19 protein-coding genes are annotated in these 23,230 nt (G+C 54.5%); 14 read left to right on the plus strand and 5 right to left on the minus strand.

The window, feature by feature from the left end:
- Window positions 1-43 precede the first annotated feature (43 nt).
- Genes MCM46_13780 through MCM46_13790 form a run of 3 tightly spaced genes read left to right on the plus strand, consistent with a single transcriptional unit; the run spans window position 44 to window position 3,223 of the window.
- Window positions 44-952, plus strand: a complete 909-nt coding sequence (locus MCM46_13780) for a halocarboxylic acid dehydrogenase DehI family protein (GenBank protein MCG3112882.1) — start codon at window positions 44-46, stop codon at window positions 950-952.
- Window positions 949-1,800: an alpha/beta hydrolase gene (locus MCM46_13785; protein MCG3112883.1), complete on the plus strand. Its 852-nt coding sequence runs from the start codon at window positions 949-951 to the stop codon at window positions 1,798-1,800. Before MCM46_13780 ends, MCM46_13785 begins: the two co-directional genes overlap by 4 nt.
- A 46-nt stretch (window positions 1,801-1,846) precedes the next feature.
- On the plus strand, window positions 1,847-3,223 hold the full coding sequence (locus MCM46_13790) for an NAD(P)/FAD-dependent oxidoreductase (GenBank protein MCG3112884.1): 1,377 nt from the start codon (window positions 1,847-1,849) through the stop codon (window positions 3,221-3,223).
- A 24-nt stretch (window positions 3,224-3,247) separates the two neighbouring features.
- Here MCM46_13790 and MCM46_13795 read toward each other — a convergent pair whose 3' ends face one another.
- The 5 genes from MCM46_13795 to MCM46_13815 all read right to left on the minus strand — a co-directional run bounded on the left by MCM46_13795 (window position 3,248) and on the right by MCM46_13815 (window position 8,482).
- Complete coding sequence (locus tag MCM46_13795; GenBank protein MCG3112885.1) at window positions 3,248-4,057, minus strand: class I SAM-dependent methyltransferase; 810 nt, start codon at window positions 4,055-4,057, stop codon at window positions 3,248-3,250.
- Between the two features lie 266 nt (window positions 4,058-4,323).
- Window positions 4,324-4,926 carry a NifU family protein gene (locus tag MCM46_13800; protein ID MCG3112886.1) on the minus strand — a complete coding sequence of 201 codons (603 nt, stop codon included), beginning with the start codon at window positions 4,924-4,926 and terminating at the stop codon, window positions 4,324-4,326.
- A gap of 112 nt (window positions 4,927-5,038) precedes the next feature.
- On the minus strand, window positions 5,039-6,787 hold the full coding sequence (locus tag MCM46_13805) for a cytochrome c biogenesis protein DipZ (GenBank protein MCG3112887.1): 1,749 nt from the start codon (window positions 6,785-6,787) through the stop codon (window positions 5,039-5,041).
- 80 nt (window positions 6,788-6,867) lie between these two features.
- On the minus strand, window positions 6,868-7,638 hold the full coding sequence (locus tag MCM46_13810; protein MCG3112888.1) for a molybdopterin-binding protein: 771 nt from the start codon (window positions 7,636-7,638) through the stop codon (window positions 6,868-6,870).
- On the minus strand, window positions 7,622-8,482 hold the full coding sequence (locus tag MCM46_13815) for a cytochrome b/b6 domain-containing protein (GenBank protein ID MCG3112889.1): 861 nt from the start codon (window positions 8,480-8,482) through the stop codon (window positions 7,622-7,624). The genes MCM46_13810 and MCM46_13815 overlap by 17 nt, the downstream gene beginning before the upstream one ends.
- A gap of 301 nt (window positions 8,483-8,783) precedes the next feature.
- Between MCM46_13815 and MCM46_13820 the strand changes: the two genes are divergently transcribed.
- The 11 genes from MCM46_13820 (at window position 8,784) to MCM46_13870 (ending at window position 23,211) form a co-directional block, all read left to right on the plus strand.
- Entirely contained in the window at window positions 8,784-9,974 is a 1,191-nt protein-coding gene (locus MCM46_13820; protein ID MCG3112890.1) for a PD-(D/E)XK nuclease family protein, read from the plus strand.
- Window positions 9,975-10,136: 162 nt separating this feature from the next.
- Entirely contained in the window at window positions 10,137-10,820 is a 684-nt protein-coding gene (locus MCM46_13825) for a hypothetical protein (protein ID MCG3112891.1), read from the plus strand.
- 65 nt (window positions 10,821-10,885) lie between these two features.
- On the plus strand, window positions 10,886-11,719 hold the full coding sequence (locus tag MCM46_13830; GenBank protein ID MCG3112892.1) for a formylglycine-generating enzyme family protein: 834 nt from the start codon (window positions 10,886-10,888) through the stop codon (window positions 11,717-11,719).
- Window positions 11,720-12,481: 762 nt separating this feature from the next.
- Window positions 12,482-14,410, plus strand: coding sequence for a cytochrome ubiquinol oxidase subunit I (locus MCM46_13835; GenBank protein ID MCG3112893.1), 1,929 nt, complete (start codon window positions 12,482-12,484; stop codon window positions 14,408-14,410).
- A 69-nt stretch (window positions 14,411-14,479) separates the two neighbouring features.
- Window positions 14,480-15,706 (plus strand): nitric oxide reductase, encoded by a 1,227-nt coding sequence (locus MCM46_13840; protein MCG3112894.1) that lies wholly within the window; start codon window positions 14,480-14,482, stop codon window positions 15,704-15,706.
- A 32-nt stretch (window positions 15,707-15,738) separates the two neighbouring features.
- Window positions 15,739-16,743 (plus strand): cytochrome c, encoded by a 1,005-nt coding sequence (locus MCM46_13845; GenBank protein MCG3112895.1) that lies wholly within the window; start codon window positions 15,739-15,741, stop codon window positions 16,741-16,743.
- A 63-nt stretch (window positions 16,744-16,806) separates the two neighbouring features.
- Window positions 16,807-18,558 (plus strand): c-type cytochrome, encoded by a 1,752-nt coding sequence (locus MCM46_13850; protein MCG3112896.1) that lies wholly within the window; start codon window positions 16,807-16,809, stop codon window positions 18,556-18,558.
- A 244-nt stretch (window positions 18,559-18,802) separates the two neighbouring features.
- Complete coding sequence (gene metK / locus MCM46_13855) at window positions 18,803-19,954, plus strand: methionine adenosyltransferase (protein MCG3112897.1); 1,152 nt, start codon at window positions 18,803-18,805, stop codon at window positions 19,952-19,954.
- Between the two features lie 191 nt (window positions 19,955-20,145).
- A complete protein-coding gene (gene ahcY / locus MCM46_13860) occupies window positions 20,146-21,402 on the plus strand; it encodes an adenosylhomocysteinase (GenBank protein MCG3112898.1) in 1,257 nt (418 codons plus the stop codon).
- Between the two features lie 113 nt (window positions 21,403-21,515).
- Window positions 21,516-22,346, plus strand: coding sequence for an acetyl-CoA carboxylase, carboxyltransferase subunit beta (gene accD / locus MCM46_13865; GenBank protein MCG3112899.1), 831 nt, complete (start codon window positions 21,516-21,518; stop codon window positions 22,344-22,346).
- Window positions 22,347-22,458: 112 nt separating this feature from the next.
- Entirely contained in the window at window positions 22,459-23,211 is a 753-nt protein-coding gene (locus MCM46_13870) for a class I SAM-dependent methyltransferase (protein ID MCG3112900.1), read from the plus strand.
- Window positions 23,212-23,230 lie beyond the last annotated feature (19 nt).

Below are 23,230 nucleotides of genomic sequence, written 5' to 3' on the forward strand. Positions count from 1 at the left end.
GGGTGAACTCTCTAAAATAGAAAAAGTGGTTTGGAGTGCGCGGATGGCGATTTTCAATAAAACCAAGCCGATTCCGGAACAGGAGAGCGCCGGAGAGACCGAGCGGATCTATCATGAGATCCGCCAGACCCTTCGTTCCACCGGCGTTCCTCAACTGTTCTGCAGCTGGGCAGGCTACGGAAAATTTCTTCCCTTGGTCTGGAGCGCCCTTCGGCCGAATGCCGAGACCCGTCTCTATGAAGAAGCGTCCGACCGGCTTCGCGCGGAAGGGGCTCGTCTGATCAAGCCGATGGAAAAACCGGATGTTTCTGCGCACGTGCGACTGGGAGAGAGTCAAACGTATCACCTTCGGGCCTCCCTCGATCTCTATCACTATCTCTACCCAAAATTGCTCGTGCTGACTTCGGCCGTTCAACGCGCTCTCGCCGGCGAGCGGATCGGGAAAGAGGAGAACCGGGAATTGGAGCGGATCGAACGCGGCGCCCCTGCCGGAATGATTGCGATGGAGCTGGCGCCGGAAGAGCCGCAAGACCCCCGCCTTCGAGCGTTGTTTGAAGAGATAAAAAAAACCTCGAAGCTTCCGAGCGTCGTCATGGAGATCCGTACCCTGGCGCTCTGGCCCGACTATTTGTTTGAAGCCCGGAAGCGATTGATGCCGATCATCGTCGGCCCGGAGTATAAACAGGCCGAAGAGCGTCTGAAGCAGACGGCGCGAAAAGAGGCGGGCAACCTTCCCTATCCGGTGTCGATCCCGAGGGAGAAGGTGAAGGGGGTTGTCTCTGATGTTGGAGAAATCACTACGCTGACGTCGGACTTCGAGCGCGCATACGCCCGCTGCATCCTGAATATCGCCCTTCTCCAATGCGATTGGAGAGACCCCGACGCGTTGGCCTCCTCCCCTTTTCCCGCCCCTTCCCGGCGACAGGTTGTCGCGGCAGGAGGGATGGCGTGAACTGGAGAGAGTATCAGGCAAAGCAGCGGGTGGCCGAGATCGGAGATCGTTTCATCAGCTATGTCGACGAGGGATCGGGTGATCCGGTGATCCTCCTTCATGGGATGCCGACCTGGGGGTTTCTTTGGCATCCCCTCTTTTCTTCTCTTTCCAAATCGCACCGCGTCCTGATTCCCGATCTGATCGGCTACGGCTACTCGGACAAGCGGGACGGGTTCGATCGATCCATTGCAAAACAGGCCGAGGCAATCCATGTCTGGATGGAGAAAATCGGAATGGAGCGGGCGACGTTCGTCGGGCACGACATCGGCGGCGGGGTGGCCCTGCGGCTGGCGACCCTCTTTCCCGGGCGGGTTGACCGTCTCTGTCTGATGAACTCGGTCTGTTACGATTCCTGGCCGGTGGAAGCGATATTGCAACTCGGCCACCCCGAAACGCGGCGGCGGCTCTCCGCCCGGACCGCGATCCTGCTGATGAAACAGGGCCTCAAGATGGGATTTACCTCCTCCCCGTCCAACGATCTATTGGACGGTCTGCTCATCCCCTATGCCACTGAGACGGGAAAGCTGTCGCTTATCCGGGATGCCGTGGCGGTCGACACGAATCAGACGATGGAAATCGTTCCGCTCCTTCAACGGATCACCGTGCCCACATTGATCCTCTGGGGAGAGGACGACCGGTTGCAGCCGGTCGATTATGGCGAGCGGCTTGCCTGGGACATCCCCGGAGCCCGGCTGATCCGAATCGAACAAGCATGCCATTTCGTGATGATCGACCAGCCGGGAGAGGTTGAAAGGGATCTGATCGCCTTTCTCGGCGGAGCCAAAGTCGAACGGTTGGCGGCGTAATCGGGATCTAAATCTTCTATATATTTATAGAGGCTGGAGAATGGGAATGGAGCGTTACGATCTCCTGGTGCTTGGGTCGGGCTCCGCGGGGCTTTACGGGGCGATCAAGGCCGCGCAGCTCGGCGCGCGGGTGGCGCTGGTCGAGGGGGGTGATGTCGGCGGAACCTGTCCGAACCGGGGCTGTCTTCCGACCGAACATTTGGTGACGGCGGCGGAGCGTTACTATTACGGCCAGATGGTTGCGTTCCGGGGGGTGAAGCCCCGCAAGGCCCGGCTCAACTTTGCGGCGGTGATGAGGGAGAAAGAAGCGGTGGTTCAACAGGCGAGGAAGGAGAAGGAGCGGATGATCGCGGCCCACCCGAACATCACGTTTCTCCCGGGGAGGGGCCGTCTTGTCTCGCCGCATCATGTCGCCATCGACGGTCAACCGGTTACGGCCGATAAAACGCTTCTTGCGACCGGCTCTTCACCGATCACCCCGCCGATTCCCGGCTTGGCCGACATTTCCCCTCTGAACAGCGACCGCGTTCAGGTCATCACCCGTTTACCGCGAAGCCTGATCGTGATCGGCGGCGGTGAGATCGGCCTCGAATACGGCCAGCTTTTTCTCCATTTCGGGGCGAGGGTGATCGTCCTCGAAAAAGAAGCGCGGATTTTGCCGAGGGAGGAGCCGGAGATTTCGAATGCGCTGCGCCGTTACCTGGGAGAAGAGGGGATGGAGATTCATACCGGCGTCGAGATCGAAGCGGTCGAGCCGCTCCCCCGCCGGCGGGGTTATCGGGTCGCAGCACGGAAGGGAGGAGAGATCCTCCTGTTGGAAGGGTCCGCCGTTTTCGTCGCCACCGGACGGCGTCCGAACACCGACGGTCTCGGCCTGGAAGAGGCCGGCGTGAAGCGCCTTCCGGACGGCGCGGTTGAGACGACCCCCTCTTTCGAAACGTCGCATTCCCATATTTTTGCGGCAGGGGATATCCGCGGGCATGTCCGCAAGCTTGCGACCGTTGCCGATCGCGAAGGGGAGCTGGCGGCCGAAAACGCCTTGAGAGGGAGCCGGCAGACGATGGAATATCTCGGCGTCCCCTATGCGATTTTGACCTCTCCCCAGGTGGCGAGTGTCGGATTAAAAGAGGTAGAAGCGCGCGCCGCCGGTTTCGCGTTGCGGCAGGTCGATCTCTCCCTGCCGGAAGAGCTGCCGAAGGCGATCGCCGACCGCGGATGGGTCAAGCTGGTGGTGGAAAAGGGAAGCCACCGGATTTTGGGGGTCCATCTCCTGGCCGCCAAGGCGGCGGAGGCGATCCATGAGGCGATCTTTATTGTCAAGAACGGTCTCACGGTCGAGGATGTCTGCCGGACGATCCATGTTTATCCCACCGTGGCCGAATCGATCCTGCGCGCGGCCGAGTCCTACCCCAAAGCGGCTTGAGGCATCCCCCCTTCCGATCACATTTCAAACGGATCTCTGTGCAATGATCAAAGAATCTCTCCCCATTGGATAAGGGTACTCTTTACAAAGCCACTGGTCCAGATCGACGAGGAAGAGAAGAAACGGATGGGCCATGGCCCGCAGGAGCCGTTTGTTCTCGATCAACGTATGAATTTCCCAAGCTGATTGCCAGAGCGGTCCCGCCGGATGGGTGATGGAGAGGGGGCGGAATCCGGCTTCATTGAGCTTGTGGGTGATCTCCTCATTCGAGTAGCCGCTCCGCTCGATCGAAATGGGGGGGGCGCCCGCCGGAGGAGCGGCGGGTTGGAAGAGTCTTTGGAGCGGACGAGGGAGGGGGGAGGGGGCCGGCGGGGTCGGAATGGAGAGGATCAGATAGCCTCCCCGTTTGAGCGCGCGGGAAAACCGCTTTAATACTTCCAGATCGTCTTTAAGGTAAGTCAGAACGTGCATCGAAAAGATAAGGTGGAACAGCTCGGAAAAACGGATCTGGTGAAGGTCTCCGACGTGGAACGAGAGATTGCTTGTTCTCTTTTTTTCGGCGATCGCCGCCGCCCGCGTGACCTGTTCCGACTCGATTTCGATCCCGGTGATCTTCCAGCCCGGGTGCCTCTCCGACAGGTAGAATGAATGGGCGCCGTTTGCGCATCCGGCATTCAGGACGTTCGCATCCTCCGGAAGGGAAATTTTCCGGAGCGCCCGCATCAGGTAATGGTTGCGGGATCGGTCTCCGAGATGGGTGGCTCCCAGCCATCGAAAGGCGAGGCGTTTGACCGGGTTGGTTTCGATCAGTGCTTGCTCACATCCATACACCATGGCTTCTTCCTTTCATCCCCCAATTTTTTGAACGAGAATAAGGGCAAGTTTTATGCCTCCTCATCGTTTTGTAAGGGGAGGGCGTTTGGGAAGGGTCTGGTGACTGTTTGAAGGCTGATAAAAGTGGATTCCCTTACTGGGGCGCATGTCAAAAAGAGGCAACAACCTATCACTTTTTAACAAGGGATGGCACGGCGTTGGGCTCTGACAGGATGATTGGTTTGTAATGTGATAGTGATTACAGTTTTGGGAGGCTGAGAATCGGATTAGTTTTTAAATGTGGGGATGGTCCCTGATTCGGTGGTGAAAAAGGGGGTGGCGCCGGCGGTGTGGTTGGTGGTGTCGACCAGGCCGGTGATTTCGGGGAATTTTTCGGAGAGGATTCGGATGACGCCGTGGTGGAGGGTCTTGCCGGCCATCGCGCATCCCTGACAGCCGCCCGACATCTCCACGTAGACGATGTTCTCTTTCAGGTCGACCAGTTTGATGTGCCCGCCATGCTCGGCGAGGCCGGGGTTGATCGTTTCGTTGAAGACCTTGGAGATTTCGCGCGCCAACTCGCTGTCCCACGCCGGATTCGGATTATCGATCACCCACGCCTGCGCCAGCCCGGTGCTCGAATAATCGATTGTCGATCCTTTGATGAGGGTTTCCGATTCCCGGTTGATGAAAAACTGATATTCTCCGCACGGCAGGGCAAAGTCCCGCGGATCGGCCCCGCCCGGCGCGACATAGTCGAACTTATATTTGAAGTCGCCCGCTTCGCGTATCACCGTTAGCCGCACGCCGATGTCGCTGCGGCCTTGAAGGGCCTGGCGGACCTTTTGGACCGCCTTTTCGGTGAGGATGGCGATGGGGGTTTCTGACATCGAAGACTCCAACATAAGTGAGATACGTTAACACGATGAGGAGGGGGTGTTCAATTAGTTTCAATGGAGCGGTGATCGGGTCATCTGAGAGGGATCATGTGCTGATTGAGATTTACCCAAATGTGAACGCGTAAAGCTCCGCGTTCGGACTCTCGAAGATCATCTCGAAGAGATGCTCCCCCTCGTCTTCCTTCGGGAGCGTCACCAGATTGTAGAGCCGCGCATCGTTAATGATCGCTTTGCCGTCCGCTCCGACATCGACGCCGCGCATGTTCGCCGGGAGCGGCGCGCCGTCGATCAGAATCTTCGCCGGAATTCCTTTCTCCGTCCCTTTCATCACCAGATTCAGCTTCGGCGCCTGGAAGCGGAATTGGATTTTGCCTCCGGGGGCCTGGAGGATCGCCGCTTCATCGATGACTTTCCAAGTGCCGCCGAGGGCCCATTGGTTGAGTCGAAGGGAAGGAGGCGAGGTATAGTTGACCGTCACGTCGGGAGCCATCTTTTCTTTCGAGAAAAAATTGCCGGCGCGGTTGTAGCCAGTGTAGGTTTCGGGGGAGCGGATCCTGAAGACGTTCACCGTTTTTTCCGCTTTCTCGATCGTCACCGGCGCGTGAAGCAGCTTCGCCTCCATCAAGACCGATTGGATCGCCCCTTCGAAGATATCCTCATCCCCCTCGCCGAAGTGCGTCAGCCGCAGCCTTCCCTCCGCATCGATCAGATATTTCGCCGGCCAGAACTGATTGCGGAAGGCTTTCCAGGTGCCGTAGTCGTTGTCGACGGCGACCGGATATTTGATCCCGTGACGCGCGATGGCCCGCTTGATGTTTTCAATCTCCTTCTCGAACTGAAACTCCGGCGTGTGAACGCCGACGATGACCAGACCCTGGTCGCGGTACGTTGCGTCCCAGCGGGTGACCGCCGGCAGCGCGCGGATGCAGTTGATGCAGGAGTAGGTCCAGAATTCGACCAGCACTACTTTTCCGCGCAGGCTCTCTTTGGTCAGGGGCGATGAATTAAGCCAGGTCGTGATCTGCGTGAACTCCGGCATCTTTCCGAGGACAGGGTAGGGGGATTTCTTGCCGGCGCCGGGAGCGTTCTCGGCGCCGGAGCGGTTGCCGGCATCGGACGGCGGTTTGGTTTCGACCAGCCGCTTCTCGATTTGATTGGCGACGAAGAGCGAACCGGGCAGCTTGGCAAGGAGGAAGGTATCGAACTGAAAGAAGAGGGCGACGACCGTTGCGACGGTCAGGGCGCCGAGCGCTTTGTGTGTCAACGCTCCCCACCGGCGAAGGGAGGTGATCCGGTCCGAGATCCGTCGCCCGCCGTACCCGATTAAAAGCATCGGCGCCGCGGCGCCGAGGGAGTAAGCGCTCATCAAAATCAAGGTTGGTCCGAACGAAGCCTGCACGGCGGCCAAGGTCAAAATGATCCCCAAGACCGGCCCGGCGCAGGGGGCCCAGATCAGTCCGAGCGACGCGCCGAGGAAGGCGGCGGAGAGGGGCGTTTTCTCGATGGAGGATCGATTCATTCCGGGGATCTGTCGGATGAGGGCGCTGATCTTCGTCCCGATTCGCTCCCAGAGCGAGGGCCAGAGAAGACTGAGGCCAAGGAAGAATAAAATGAGGAGGGCCGCGTGTCGAAGGGCGTTATTACTGAGACCGAGGAAGCTTCCGAAGAACGCAAAGATGACGCCGAAAAGGGTAAAGCTGATTGCAAGACCGGCGACAATCCAGAGCGGGCGACGGTGATCCCCTCCGGAGATCGAGGCGCTTAAGAGCGGGGGAAGGATCGGCAGGATGCAGGGGCTTAAAACGGTGAAGGCGCCCGCGACGATCGCTAAAATTCCAAGGGTCCAGCTCATTACAATCTCCCCCGCCTCCAGGTGGGTCTGCTCCCTCTAAATTAGCACAATTCTCTCCTTCTTCATATTGTTCGGTTTGTTCAGATCCCGGCATACCATTCATAGCCTTGATCTTCCCAATAGCCTCCTTTTCCTCCGGCGAGGGTGTCGAAGCGCTCGACCAGCTCAATCCGCATAATGTACTTTGCCATCTTGTAACCGAGCTGTCGTTCGAGACGGAGACGAAGCGGCGCGCCGTTTCCGATCGGGAGAGACTGGTCGTTCAGATCGTACGCGAGGATCGTCTGGGGATGATAGGCCTCTTCGAAATCGATGCTCTCGTAATAATAGTGGCCGAGCTCGTCGGGATCGGCCGAGTGGAAGACGACGTAGCGGGCCTCCGGGCGGGGGCGGACCTGTTCGAGAATCAGGCGGAGAGGAACCCCTTTCCATTTGCCGATGGCGCTCCATCCCTCGACGCAATCGTGGCGGGTGATCTGGGTTCGCGACCGGAGGTCCCGAAGCGCGGCGAGGGAGAATCGGGCCGGCTGCTCGACCCGTCCGCCGACCTCCAATTGCCAGTCGGCGAAATTGTTTTCGACCCAGGCGAGATATTCGGCCGTGCCGGGATGCGTTGTCCCGTTGACCGGGAAGACCGGGGAGAGGTCGGCTTCGGTATACTCCCGCGCCATCGCTTTGCGGGGGGTGATGAGTCGGTGCGCCCGTTGGGTGAGTCCTTCCGCGCTGCTGAGAAGGCCTTCAAACCATGCTTTTCGGGAAAGCGTGTCACAGCCGGCGAGGAGAAAGAGGCCGGAGAATTGGGCGGCGCGGGCAAGGAACCCCCGCCGGCCGAGACTAATTCGTTTTTTCATGGTTCTCTCCTGATTGCCGGATCAAATACCATCCGGTGAGCATCGATCTCAGATTGTTCCAAAGGCCGGTGATCGCCACCATCAATACGTGGAGAAGGGTGTAGCCGATGAAGGCGAACGCAGCGATGAAGTGGATCGTCCGGGCCGACTGCCGACCGCCGAAGAGGGTCAACATCCAAGGGAAAGCGGCGTTGAGGTTCGGCGACATCGTCAGGCCGGTCAAAACAATGAGGGGCGCCAGAACAAAGACGACGCCGGTGTAGGCGACTTTCTGAAGGACATTGTAACGGGCGGCCTCCTCGCCGAAGGGGTGGCGGAAGCGAAGGTGGTCGCGGATCGATGCCCCGATCTTTCGGATCTCTTCCTTTTTCGGAAGAAGGTCACTCCAGAGATGACGGCTTACCAGAGAATAGGCGGCAAAAATGAATCCATTGAGGACGAAGACCCAACCGAAGAAGAAGTGCCAGCGCCGTCCCATCGCCAGCCACTGGTGCTTGGGCAGGGTGGCCCATTCCGGGAACCCGCGGCGGTAGAGCGCGCCCGCCTCGTTCCGGGAGGCGCCGAAGAGACCGGTTGTATCGAAGGAATGTCCGAAGAGGGTGGTGACCCCCCGAAGCTCGCCGTTTTCTGCGCGGAGGGCCTTCATCGCCAAAATCGGCCGATCGCGGTCCGACCGCTCGCCCCAATAGAGGGCAGGGTGGGCATTAAAGATCTGAAACCCGCTCATGAGAAGGATCGGAAGACAGAGCACATTCAGCCAATGGGCGAGGCGGACCCATAAAGGATGGCGAAAACGCCAGCGGTCGGCGCTTTTTCCTTCTTTTGTATGACCCGGCTTTACCATCGGACATCCCCTGAGCTTGCGTCCAAGTACCACCCCTTACTTGTTCGATGTTAAAGTAACGTCGGGCGGAAAGGCAATTCCTTACAGGAGGGGTCGACCCGGTGGGTCGCCCTTCTTTCCCGGTCAGGAAATCAGGGCGAGGCCGCGCCTCGCCCCTACGGGGCAAATATCTTTTGACTTCCTCTTTCCCGCCCGGTTACAATGTCGGCCAAGAATACCCCCGGTGAATCGCCCGAGGGAGGGTGTCGATACCGCTTTATTCGGACGGAACCGATCGCCATAAAAAATGGAGCGGCCGCCAGTGACCTATTCTCCATCCCGGCTAGAGACCTACCGCCAATGTCCTCAAAAGTTTAAGTTTACCTACATCGACCAGGTCCCTTCCTCCTTGGAGGGGATCGAGGCCTTCATGGGATCCCGCGTTCACGAGGCGCTCTATAAGCTCTATACCGATCTGCGTTTTTGCAAATTAACGTCCTTGGAAGATCTCCTCGCCTACTATCGCGAAATCTGGGAAAAAGAGTGGCACGGCGACATTCAGATCATCCGCGATGAGCTGACCCCGGATGAATACCGCGCCCTGGGGGAGAAATGTTTGGTCGACTACTATCGCCGGTATGCTCCCTTCGATCAGACACGAACGCTCGGCCTGGAGCATCCGGTCCAGTTTCATCTCGATCCCGACGGAAGATATGCGATGAAGGGATTCATCGACCGGTTGAGCCAGCCGAAGGACGGCGTGATCTGGATTCATGACTATAAGACAAAAGGATTCTTTCCCACACAGCAAGATCTCGATCAGGATCGACAGCTCGCTTATTATCAAATGGCGGTGCAACGGCTCTGGCCCGAAACAAAAGAGGTTGAGCTGATTTGGCATTATCTCATCTTCGATCAAGAGATCCGCTCGCGGCGGACGACGGACGATTTGGAAACGTTGCGGCAGGAGACGATCGCTTTGATCGAGGAGATCGAAACGACCACCGAATTTCCCGTCAAACAGAGCGCCCTCTGCAGCTGGTGCGAATATCGCGCGATCTGCCCCCTCTTCCGCCATCTTTATGAGACCGCGTCGCTTCCCAAAAATGAGTATATGAATGAAGAGGGGGTCTTCCTGGTCGAGCGCCTGGCCGCCCTCCAAATCGAGGAGGCAAGGGTCAAAGGAGAGATCGAAAAGGTCAAGGAGGCCCTCCTGGCCTATACGCAGAAAAAGGGGGTCGAGGTTCTCTTCTCGAAGACCCATAAGGTTCGGGTAAAAATATATGAAAATGTCCGCTTCCCGGGAAAAAATGATCCCGGGCGGCCCGCTTTGGAGAAGGCGATCAAAGAGGCGGGGCGATGGGAAGAGGTCTCGTCGCTCGATGTTTTTGCGCTTTCGAAGGTTCTTTTGAGCGGTACCTGGGGGGCGGAATTGACGGAGCGGCTGAAAAAACTGGGCAAACCTGACAAGAGCCCCTGGATCAAGGTCTTCCCTCGCGACGAACGAAAATAGCATCGGTCTCCGATATTCTCAACCTCTCCGAAGACGCTTCCGAATCAGTGCACACCCTCATCATTGATTTTTAATCGATTGCGTCGGACGGATGCGACTGGACAACCGGTTAAGAATTATATATAAAAGGACACGCAACTCAACATCGTTGTGAGGAGAGGAATGATCAAATACCTTATCATGATCGGTTTTATGGCAATGAGCACGGCTCCGCTCGCTGAAGCGGCCGATTGGAAAGTAATTCCACAACCCAAATTGGGAATGGTCTCTGCAACGGCGAATCAAAACTTTTCGGGTGGAGCGGAAAAAACGGAAAAGGCGACCCTCCCCGATTTCGCTTCTCTTCCGCAGGTTCTTCAAGCCGCCAGTTCCGATCAAGCCGGAGCGGACCGGAGCGCCAAAGCGGAAGCCCGTTTGGAGATAGAGAACGGCGTCATCCGGTTTAAGGGAAATCTGGAAACGACGGATAAAATGCCGACTGATTTTCTCGCTCCCGTCGCATCGATGAAAGGCGCGGTGACTTTGGATTTAAAGGTAATGCTTCCGGACCCGTCTGGAACAATAAAAGGATCGATTCGCGTCACCCATAATGCGCCTGAGTCGATGATTGCGGCGGGGACGGAAGAAGTACAAAAGGGGTTGCCGGAAAATATTATCGCGAAGGTTTTTGTCAATGACGAGCTTGTTTTAAATTCGACCGATCTGACGGCGGGGGTGAAGAGGGATATTCCAGTTCCGCTTCGTCATGAAGATATCGTGACGATCTTCGTTCAAGAAGAATTTAGTATGATTGCATCCGGAAAGGTCGATCTTCTCTCCACGATTGAGTATGAGTTTACTCCGTAGGAGAGTGTAAAAAAAGCTTTGCTTCGTAGCAATTGTTTGTGCTACCGTGATTTCCAGGGAAGTCTATGGACAAAATTTTTATTAGAGCTTGGATTCTTTTTGTTTCATTTTTGTGCCTTATTGCCCTTGTTGCAATCCGCGTTACCAGCCCAAAGGACCCGGAAGAGAGGGCGGTTACTCAGAGTGTAAAAGTCTCGGGGGATCCAAAGGAAAACCCAATGATTTTAGTGCCGGCGGGGGAATTCATCATGGGAAGCGAAGAGGGTGGGTTTGATGAAAAACCGCCTCGCCGCGTCTATGTGGATGCTTTTGAGATGAACCAGTATGAAGTAACTCAATATGATTATGCTGAATTCGTTCGAGCAACAGGACACCGCTCTCCCCTCTCTCGTTATCTGAAAAATATTGAGAGCTTTAATGACCAGAATCAACCGGTCGTATATGTTACCTGGGAAGATGCCGGCGCATTTTGCCGATGGAAGGGGGGGCGCCTTCCCACAGAAGCGGAATGGGAAAAAGCTTCGAAAGGCGCAGAGGCGGCTGCATGGCCCTGGGGGAGTGAGCCCAAGCCGATCTTTGCGAATTTCCTGGGGGGAGAGGATCAAGCGCATTATACGGCGATTGTCGGCTCGTTTGAGCAGGACAAGAGTCCTTATCGGATCTATGACATGGCGGGTAACGTGCGGGAATGGGTCCAAGATTGGTATGACGAGCACTATTACAGGCATGCGCCCAATCGAAACCCGAAAGGTCCGGATCAAGGGGAGATGAAAACGCTTCGAGGGGGCTCCTGGAATGACTCCGCGGTTTCAGGACGGACTTCCGCGCGGATGAAAATGTTTCCGGATTACAGGGATACTACAGTGGGATTTAGGTGCGCCAAGTCGACTGACCGGTAGGTTGGTGCGGCTGTCCGGTGTGGACGGCTAAACCAGATTCAGCCAGTAGAGGACAAGAAAGATCGCGATGAGGGCGTTAAAGATCAAGCCGACGATCACAATCATATCGAAAATTTGAGGATCTTTGCGTTTAGGGGGTTCCATGTTATTCAGCCTCCCGCGTGTTGTAGGTGAAAAGTACACTATCATACGACTCAGAAAAGAGTCAAGATTTTTGAGTTTGAACATGTTTACTTTTTTGTTGACAAGCTTTATTTTTTGGTATATAGTCCCGTCAATTTTCTTTCCGGTTTACCGTAGCAGTCATTATTCCTTGGGGGTGGAAAAATGGATCAACAGCAAGGCGTCAAATTAGGGAAAGTTATATTCTTAGTTACACTTATCTTCTGCTCGTGGGCCATTTGGTATATCTCCGCTCCGCCGCCGGGGTTCGGGCACTAAATTTAGCGACTTCCCAAGTAATGCTCTGGAGTATTAAGTCTTACAACGATATTAATGTTGAATAAAAGGAGTTGCGAGATGTCAAATCAGGAGACAGGCAGTAAGGAGACCGGCAAAACGCTCGGTTACTTTTTCGTATTTATGATTGTTGCCGCAGTCTATTACTATTTTCTTGATTGGGTCATGATGGGACCCATGCAAAACCTTCCGTTTCCTTATAAATAGTTTGATTGCGTTTTCTCAGAAGTTCGGGCGAGGGACTTCCCTTCCCGTCAGTTTCAAGTGTTTCACATCTTAATCATCTCTCAAGGAGGTATTAAAATGCGTAGCTTTAACGATCCTAGAAAGGCGAAGATCGGAGCAGGTGTCCTTCTGGGTGTGATAGGCTTGCTCCTCCTCCTCCCCTTTATCCCCCTTCAGGCTGGAGCCGAAGAAGCAAAAAAAGAAGCGGCTGCTGGAACGGAACAAAAGGTTGAGAAGGCAAAGGACGTTTTTTATAAGGGAGAGGGCGAGTTTGGGATCGTCTCGGGTCCGCCGGCCCCCACTCTGAAATATCCCGACGATTACGGAACCTACGGCACCTTCCAGAGCCGCACGATTCTCTGGGTTGCAAACCAGCAGCATCTCTATTTCGGTAGCTTCGTTCTCGCCGTCCCCATGTTCGTGTTCGTGATGGAGCTGGTCGGGATGATGCAAAAAGACAAGACGATGGCCAAGAAATATGATGATATGGCCCATGAGATGATGAAAATCAGCTTGACCGCTTATTCGATCACCGCGGTCCTCGGCGGTATTCTCATCTTTACCTTCCTGGCCCTCTATCCCGGGTTCTTCGGTTATCTGTCCAAAATCTTCAAGCCGATCATGCATGTGTATGCCCTCCTCTTTATCCTGGAGAGCGGAACACTCTATATCTACTACTACGGTTGGGATCGAATGAATGACGGCGGATTCCTGAAGTGGGTCCACCTCTCGATCTCCTTCCTTCTCAACACGATCGGTATCATCCTGATGTTCTTCGCCAACTCCTGGATCGCGTTCATGATGTCTCCGGCGGGCGTCGATGAAAAAGGCCGCTTCTTGGGCGACATCTGGAAGGCAGTGCATACCGCCCTCTGGCATCCGCTGAACATCCATCGCATTCTTGGAAATGCCGCGTTTGGCGGAGGTGTGGTGGCCGCTTATGCATCTTATCGACTGCTGGCCGCCAAAACGCCGGAAGAAAAAGCGTATTACGACTGGATGAGCTATGTCGCGATGTTTATGGGGATCTTGAACCTCATTCCTCTTCCATTCGCAGGTTATTGGCTGATGCGGGAAATCTACGGCTACCGGCAGCAGATGGGGATCACCTTGATGGGAGGTCTTCTGGCCTGGGTGTTCATCATGCAGGCGATGATGATCGCAATCTTGTTTGTGAGCACCAACTACTACCTCTGGCAGGCGATGGGGAGAATGCCGGGAGCGGAACGCTATTACCGGTTCTTTAAGTACATGCTCCTTGTCCTGATCGTTTCCACGATCGCCTGGTTGACCCCTCATACGCTGGTCATGACCCCCGCCGAGCTGAAGGCGATGGGTGGCGCGCAGCATCCGGTGGTCGGAAACTACGGTGTTATGTCGGCTAAAAATACCGCGATCAACATCATGATCTCGACGACGGTCCTCTGCTTCTGTATCTATCAACGATGTAACAAGGTCCCGACAGTGAAATGGGCGGCGATGGGAAATGCCTTCCTTGGTGCGCTCTTCACAGGTGCGGCGATCAACATCGTCTTTCTCGGAATCTACGGCTACTTCATTCCCGCCAACGTTCGGATCGGTCTTTCCGTCCCTCAGGTCTGCACGACCTTGACCTGTCTGTTTGTCGGGGTGACCGTGAATACGATGATGCTGAAGAACGCAAGACAGCTTGGCGAAGTTCGATGGGGCCAAATGTCCCCGAGGGGAGCCTATGCGCTCTTCTTGCTCGCCGTCTCCTTTACCTGGACAATGGCGGTGATGGGTTACCTCCGCTCTTCCGTCCGGTTGCATTGGCATGTCAATGAGGTTCTGCGCGACAATTCCCCATGGGCATTTACCAATCCGCTGGGTTATGCGGGTAACATCAACTCAATGAATGTGCTCTTATTCTGGACGATGCTCCTCTTCGTCTTCTGGCTTGGCGCCCTCTCCGCGAAGAAGGCCCATGTCACGGCAGAAGAGACAGCGGGTGTCGGAAAAGCGACAATTCCGGCGGGGAGCCATTAAATTCTCTTAAATGGGGGGGCAACCTATTCGGTTCGCCCCCCCAAAATACGTGGGGGGTAAGAGAAGAGAATGAAAAAGGAAAAAGAAACAGGGGGAACTATCTTAAAAGTAGCCATCTGGTACGTCTTTGTTCTGGGTGTCTTTGCGGGAATCGCAAATTGGTTGCCGCAAATCAGAGGAGACGCGCCTGAGGCGGCGGAAGCGGTAGACCTTGGTTCCGTCACGCCGGAAATGCTGGCGACGATGGGAAAAAAGATCGTTTTCGGAACTGAAAATCCGAGCTTCGGTAAAGGGGATGTTCCGATCGGAAAAGGTCAGTGCCCGCTCTGCCACATGTTCTTCCAGGAGCAGAAGGCGGATCGTTGCCCGGTTTTGATCGGTGAGGAAGAGCGCTCAGGCAATCGGGTCAAGGAAGAAAGATATAAAGCTTTCGCTTCGCGTCTCGCAAACGGTGAGCCGAATAGCGGACTCAAGCCTCATGCGGCTACCGGTGGAGAGTATCTCCTTGAATCGGAGTACTGCCCGAACTGTTACGTGGTGGAAGGCTTTGGTATCAAGGGGACGAACGATCAGGAAAGCCCCATGCCGATCATCAATAAGCCACCCATTCAGTTAACCGATACTGAAATCGTCGCGGTTGTCAGCTTCCTACAGTCAAAAGATGCGGGGGAGATGAACAAGATCACCGCAAAGGATGACTGGGAAGCTTATTTTGGAAAACCGTTGAAGCAAGATGCAGGACCGAAAGAGGGAGAGGCCAAAGTGGTGGCGGGACCTCCCGTCGCTCTCGAAGCCGATACGGTTGATCAGATCGTCACCAAAATGGCCTGTGTCGCTTGCCATAAAATCCCGGGTCTTGAAGTTGCTAAAGCTGGGATGGTGGGGCCTCTTTTGATCGAAAAGACGAACGCACCCAATCGGATTAAATCTCCTGAATATCAGAAGGCGGTGAAAGAAGGGAAGGCCAAGGCGAAAACGCCGAGGGAGTATGTCATTGAATCTATCATGGATCCGGCGGCCTTCATTGTTCCCGGATTTGCTGATGATATGATGAAGGACTTCCGCCATAAATTCACTGTCTCCGGACTGGATAAACTTGTTGATTACCTTCTGCAGCAAGATGCGGAAGCGGCGATCAAAAGCGGACTGGACCGGCTGCCGAACGAGAAGGAGGGCTCTTTAAAGAAGGCGAGCCTCACCCCATCGGAAGGGAAATCTGTTGAAACTGCATCGAATCCGAATTCGGATTCGATGCAGGCCGCTGTTACAGGGCAGGTTTCAGGAGGGAAATTTTAATGAATGGTATGAGGACGGGAGGCGCGTATCTTATGTTAAAGCAGAGAGCAACTTCTCTTACATTGCAAGTCCTCTTCGCAGTCCTGGCCCTACCGATGGTGGTCTGGGCCGGGGGAGGAGCGGGATTTATCGACGCCGGCAAGTTCGCCTTGCTGATTCAAATGGGCGTCGGAATCGGGATCATCATCTTGGCCTGGATTATCAAGGATAAGATGGGAATACCCCTGCCGAAGATCATTCAGGCGCCGATCATCTGGGTTGCGGCTTATATCGTCTTTCGGTTTGTTCTGCAGCCGCCGATCCCATTTTCACTTCTGGCAATCTATATGGCGGTTGTGACGATTGCATGTTTTCTCTATGTCTCGCTCAGCCAGCCTTCCTGGGAAGAGTTTACCAGTCCTATCAAGTTTATGCTCCAAGAGGACAGTGGAAAGGCAAAGATGTCGCGCTACTTCACCTTTGCAGCGATTCCTTTGCTTCTTGCCTACGGGACATACAACAAGATGCTCCCTAAGTTTGACGAGCCGATCGAGTTAAGAACCGTTCATCCGGCTCCTCCTGCGAGCATCAACGTTCACGACAAAGTCCTGAACCTTCAAACCGCGGAAAATCCATTTCGTATTGATGACTCCGGGAAATATCTGAAGGTCGGTCTTGAAAGCGTCTATCATGGAAAGAATCCCTTCGCTGCGGATGCTCCAAAATTTCTGCAGAGTGTTCGAGATGGGGGAGGGGTCTTTTTCGGAACCGCCGGATGTTTTTTCTGCCATGGGGATAATCTAGACGGAAGAGGGCCGTTCGCCTTTGCATTCAATCCTATTCCGGCGAATTTTGCCGACCCGGGCACGATCGCCCAGCTTCAGGAGACCTTCGTCTTCTGGCGTGTTGCAAAGGGAGGCCCCGGATTGTCGCGTGAGGCGTTTCCTTGGGCCTCTGCCATGCCGCCTTGGGAAAAACATTTGACCACAAATGAGATGTGGCAGGTGATTCTCTTTGAATACTGGCATACCGGTTTCTTCCCGAGAACATGGGATTAAGCTGAGGGTTTCGTTCAAACAGGATATTCCCAATTCGGTTTAATTGAGGGGGGACTTACTACCATGAGGGGAAAACTCAAAGAAGAAATGAGCCGGTTTGCTGCAAAAACGGTTGCAACCGGTTTAGTCGGCGTATTTCTTGCCGCCGCAGGGACGCTCTGGGTCGGAAGTGCGGAAGCCCAGCAGAACCTGGAGCCGAAGCCCGGAAAGTATAAGCCGGCAAAGCCAAGTGCCGAAGAGATCGAGGCGGGGAAAGCGATCTACTTCCGAAAGTGTGTCTGGTGTCACGGACCGGACGGCGCGGGAGACGGCCCCTCGGCGATTCGCCTGCCGACCAAGCCAAGGAATTTTAATCAGGGGACCTTTAAAATCAGGCACACCGCCAGCGGAGAACTTCCGACGGATGAGGATCTCTTTTTATCGGTCACACATGGTCTTTCCGGTTCGGTCATGCCCCCCTGGGGCGAGATATTGAACGAAAAAGAGCGACGACAGGTCGTTTCATTCGTCAAGGCCGAACTAGTGAAGGATCGTAAATTCGATGATCCCGATGAGGAGATGACCGTAATCGATTATGGCAAACAGATCCCTTCCTCCGAGGAAAGTATCAAGTTGGGACAAGAGATCTACATGACAAAGGCAAAATGCGTCGAATGTCATGGGGTTGAGGGTCGAGGGAACGGAAACCTCACGCAAAGGGACGATTGGGGATTCCCGATTTTTCCGGCCGACCTGACCAAGCCTTGGAACCTGCGCGGAAATCGACGTGATCCTTTCAATCCGCGAAACATCTTCCGGGAAATCTCGACCGGGCTGAATGGAACGCCGATGCCCTCCTTTGCGGACGAGCTCACTCCGGAAGAGCGGTGGCATGTCGCGAACTTCGTGATGTCGCTTTCCGACAAATATCCGATCGATCCTCAAACGGCGAAGCCGGCGATCCAATTCGTTCTTAAAGCGCGCTTTCTCGCGGAGGGTGACCTGCCGAGCGATCCGAATGATCCGAGATGGAAGGAGCTTCCGCCACAATATATCGGAATGGCGAGCCAGATCATCCAACCTCCGCGCCACTTCCTCCGGACGGTCGATGATGTGCGGATTCGCTCTCTCTTCAACGACAAGGAGATCGCCATTTTCTTGGAGTGGAATGATCGGACCGAGAGCCATCGGGACGAGAACAAAGAGGCGGTCTACGATGCGAAGCGGATCTCTTCGGATGCTTTTCCCGCGATTAACACGACCAATCTGACCCATGAAAACGACGATCAACGGGGTCCCTTGAAGGATGTAAACCCCGAGTCCAAGGGGGTTTATAACGATGGGATCGCAATCCAGTTTGCGGAGAAATGGCAGCAACTTCCGCCGCCGGAGAAGCCGTATTTTATCCACGGCGATGCGAAGCGGGGAACCGACATCTGGAAATGGGAGTCCGACGGTTCTACAAAGGAATTAACCGGCCACGGACTTGAGAAGATAGCGGTAAAAGAGGCCAACAAAAACCTCAAGGTCGAAAACGCCAAATGGAGCAACGGCCGTTGGCAGCTGGTGATGAAACGAGCTCTCAAGACAGAGGATCCGGAACACGATGCTCAGCTTGAAATGGGCCAGAACATCCCGGTGGTTTTCTTCGCTTGGGATGGGGATGCCGGCGAGGTTGACGGAAAAATGGCTCTTTCGACCTATTACTACTTCATGTTGGAGCCGCCCGTTCCCGGTAAGGTTTACGTTATTCCTCCAATCGTAGCAGGTGTGGTTGTTCTGTTGGAGGGGCTGGTTCTCTATGCAGCGCGTAAAAAGAAAATAGAGAACGCCTAACTGAAACAGGTCATGCATTAGAAAAAGGGTGGATACGGAAAGATTGTATCCACCCTTTTTCTTTAACATAAAGATGAAATTATCCTTCTGAATGTAACAGAAATCCTTTGATTTCCTGTTTTTGTTCGAGTTATAATCAAACAATTTTGAAACCCGTCACCAACGTGATATGGGCTTGGGTAAGACGCGAGTAAAATGATCGTTGAGGCCAAGAAACTCAGGCCTCAATAGAAGGAGGAACGTGATGAGTCGTTTAAATTTTTTATTTACTTCGGAATCGGTCACGGAGGGCCATCCTGATAAGATTGCCGATCAGATTTCCGACGCAGTTTTGGATGCCATTATCGGACAGGACCCAACATGTCGCGTCGCCTGCGAAGCGATTGTAACCACCGGCCTTGCGTTTGTGGCGGGGGAGATTACCACCTCCTGCTATGTCGAAATTCCCGATATCGTCCGGGAAACGATCAAGCAGGTTGGATACACCCGGGCCAAATACGGGTTTGATTATGAAACATGCGCGGTGATCACTTCCATCCACAGTCAGTCCCCGGACATTGCGATGGGGGTCGATACGGGAGGCGCCGGAGACCAGGGGCTTATGTTCGGCTATGCAACGAATGAGACGCCGGAATTAATGCCGACTCCGATTCTCCTTGCCCATAAAATTACGAAGCGACTCACAGAGATGCGGAAGGGAGATATTCTTCCTTATCTTCGGCCGGACGGGAAATCTCAGGTGACCGTGGAATATCGAGATGGAAAGCCGACCCGGGTGACGACAATCGTCGTCTCGACACAGCATAGCCCCGATATTACTTTAAAAGAGCTTCGGGAAGATGTGATTGATAAGGTCATCAAGCCGGTTATTCCGCCCGAGCTCCTCGATGATGAGAGCATCATCTATCATATCAACCCAACCGGACGCTTTGTGGTCGGGGGGCCGCAAGGGGATACCGGGCTGACCGGAAGAAAGATTATTGTTGATACCTACGGCGGCGTCGGCAGTCATGGCGGAGGGGCTTTCTCCGGAAAAGATCCTTCCAAAGTCGATCGATCGGCCTCTTACATGGCTCGTTATATTGCAAAAAACCTGGTAGCCGCCGGCATTGCGGAGCGTTGCGAAGTCCAGCTTGCGTATGCGATCGGTGTGGCCGATCCGGTTTCCATCCTGGTCGATACCAAGCAGACGGGAAAGGTCCCCCAGGATAAGCTGGTGAAGCTGGTCCGGGATCATTTCCCCATGACCCCTCGGGGGATCATTGAACATCTGAAACTCCGGAGAGCCATTTATAAGAAGACCGCCGCTTACGGCCATTTTGGACGGAATGATCCTGACTTCACCTGGGAGAAAACGGACTTGGCCGATGCGATTAGAAAAGCTGCCGGGCTTTAATCGATCGCTTGGCCGTCCGGTTCAGCACGGTCGTCGGCTGGAATAAAGATCAATTCTGTTTAAAAAATAAACATAGATAAAGAGCGGCCTGAAGCCAAACCAAGATCGATCCTGCGCCTCGCGTCATCGATCGACGGCGAGAGAGTCGGGCACGTTCAAAAAGTCAACCTCTAGCATGTGATGGAGAAGGAATGGACTACGATATTAAAGATATCAAGCTGAGTGAAAAGGGAAAACTTCGGATGGAATGGGCCGAGCAGAGCATGCCGGTGCTTCGCCTGATTAAAAAGCGATTTAAGAAGGAAAAGCCGCTGGCGGGGGTGCGCATCTCGGCCTGTCTTCATGTCACCACCGAGACGGCGAATTTGATGGATACTCTCAAAGCGGGGGGCGCCGATGTGGTCCTGTGCGCCTCCAATCCGCTTTCGACCCAGGATGATGTCGCCGCGACGCTGGTCGATCATTATCAGATAGCGACCTTTGCAATCAAGGGAGAGGACAACAAGACCTATTATAAGCATATTCAATCGGCCTTGGCGCATAAGCCGATGATCACGATGGATGACGGGGCCGATTTGGTCTCGACCATTCTCTCCGAGCAGAAGCAATTGATCCCGAATCTCATCGGGGGGACCGAGGAGACAACCACCGGCGTCATTCGCCTTCGAAGCATGGCTCAGAAGGGGGTTTTGAAATTCCCGGTGATCTCTGTCAATGACGCCAGCACCAAGCATTTCTTCGACAACCGTTATGGGACCGGCCAGAGCACGATGGACGGCGTTCTGCGCGCCACCAATCGGATGGTCGCCGGATCGGTGGTGGTCGTCGTCGGCTACGGCTGGTGCGGCCGTGGGATCGCGATGCGGGCGGCCGGAATGGGGGGAAATGTCATCGTCACCGAGATCGATCCATTAAAGGCGATTGAAGCGGTGATGGACGGCTATCGGGTGATGCCGATGTCGGAAGCGGCCAAGATCGGCGACTTCTTCATCACCGTCACCGGCGATATCAAGGTCATCCGGAAAGAGCATTTTGAGGTGATGAAGGATGGTGCGATCGTCTGCAATTCGGGCCACTTCAATGTCGAGATCGACATTCCTGCCCTCGAGAAACTCTCCAAGCGGAAGCGGACCATCCGGGAGTTTGTCGATGAGTATACCCTCTCGGACGGACGGAAAGTCAATCTCCTCGGCGAAGGGCGCCTGATCAATCTTGCTTCGGCTGAAGGACATCCTTCAAGCGTGATGGATATGAGCTTTGCCAACCAGGCCCTCTCCGCAGAGTATCTTGTTCAACAGCACAAGAACCTTGAGAAGAAGGTCTACCCCGTGCCGCCGAAGATCGACGCGGAAATTGCGCGCCTCAAGCTGGAGGGGATGGGGGTTAAGATCGATAAGCTGACCAAAGAGCAGGAAAAGTATCTCGCCTCCTGGGAAATGGGGACCTAAATAAATTAGGTCATGGAAGTTTGGAATTCAGGGGCCAGAATCCAGGGTAAATAAGGTGCACACCTTCTGGTTTCTGGCTCCTTTTTTTCTGAATTCTGTTAGAATAATGAACTATGGCTTGGTTTAAAAAAGAACGGCAGCCCGGAGAAACGAAAAAGATCAAAATCCCGGAAGGGCTCTGGGTCAAATGCAACAACTGTCGCGAGATCATTTACCGAAAAGAGCTCGAACGGAACGCGAAGGTCTGCCCCAAGTGCGACTATCATTTCCCCATTTCCGTCGAAGAGCGGATTGCGATGGTGGTCGATGAGGGAAGCTTCAATGAATTCGATTCTTCTCTCGCCCCCCTGGATCCTCTCCACTTCAAAGATTCTGCCAAATATAAAGACCGTCTGAAAGCGAACCAAGAAAAAACAGGACAGCTTGATGCCCTGGTGATCGGCGACGGGGAGATCAATCACCGCGCGGTGACGCTCGGTGTCCTCAACTTCGCCTTTATGGCCGGCAGCATGGGTTCCGTCGTCGGTGAGAAGTTGACGCGCGGCATCGAACGGTCGAAGGAGAAGCACCTCCCGCTGATTCTCTTCTCCGCTTCCGGCGGCGCCCGGATGCAGGAGGGGATTCTCTCCCTAATGCAGATGGCGAAGACGAGTGCCGCGATTGCCCGTCTTCAGGAAGAGAAGGTCCCCTATATTTCCATCCTCACCGATCCGACTTTCGGCGGCGTCACCGCCAGCTTTGCGATGTTGGGAGATATCATCATTGCCGAACCGAAATCCCTCATCGGCTTCGCCGGGCCGCGGGTGATCGAAAAGACGATCAAGCAGCAGCTTCCGGAAGGTTTTCAAAGAGCTGAGTTTCTTTTGGAGCATGGGATGATCGACATGATCGTCGAGCGAAAGCACCTCCGGGAAACCCTCATTCGCGTTTTATCCTTTTTTTAGCTTTTCAAGCCCCCCTTAGAATCCAGCGCTTCCTTCGGCACAAGCCGTCATGTTATACTCGCCTTAAATCAAGGAGCCCTCTGCTCAAATTAAAATATATAGGGAGATCTGCATGAAGAATAGCCACGCCAGGAATCATCCGACTGTTTCGGAACAGATTGGAATGGAAACCTATCGAAACGTCAAGCAGGCCGACTATACAAAGGAAGCGGAGGTCTACGATTTAAAGCGATTTTCTCATGTCGCGGGCCGGTTCTATGCCGAATTGTCCAATCAGATCATCTTCGATCTTTTAGAGGCGAAGGAGGGAGATCGTATTTTGGACCTGGCTACGGGGACGGGTCGGGTTTCTGTGGGAATGGCGGAAAAGGGCGTTTCGATCTTTGGGGCCGACCTCACCTGGAAGATGGTCGAACGGGCCAGGGAAAAGGCAACCGAGAAAGGACTTGCGAATGTGTCGTTCCATCTGGCCGATGGGCTGCAGCTTCCCTATAAAGAGAATACCTTTGATAAGATCGTTTCGATTCGTTTCTTTCATATCCTCCCCTTCGAGATGCAGAAGGCGATCCTTCAAGAGGTCCGCCGTGTCTTAAAGCCGGGAGGAACGTTTATCGTCGAATTCAACAGCCCCTTTGCCGGCCTCTTTCTTTGGGCGCTCCGTCGCGATCATCTTGTGATCTGGCCGCGTCAGGTCCGGGAATTGTTTCAGGGGATGACGATTGTTAAGAAGGTCGGTGTCATGCTTCCCGGATTGGGACGGATTGCGAAGGTCAATCCCCAACTCGGATATTCCCTGGGCCGCCGTTTAGATTTTTTCCCATTCAACCATCTCTGTAATCAGATCCTTATCGTCGCTCGAAAGTAGGAATTCGTTATTCGTTAAG

Origin of the sequence: Candidatus Manganitrophus morganii (assembly GCA_021651055.1) — a bacterium.
GTDB classification, from domain to species: domain Bacteria; phylum Nitrospirota; class Nitrospiria; order SBBL01; family Manganitrophaceae; genus Manganitrophus; species Manganitrophus morganii.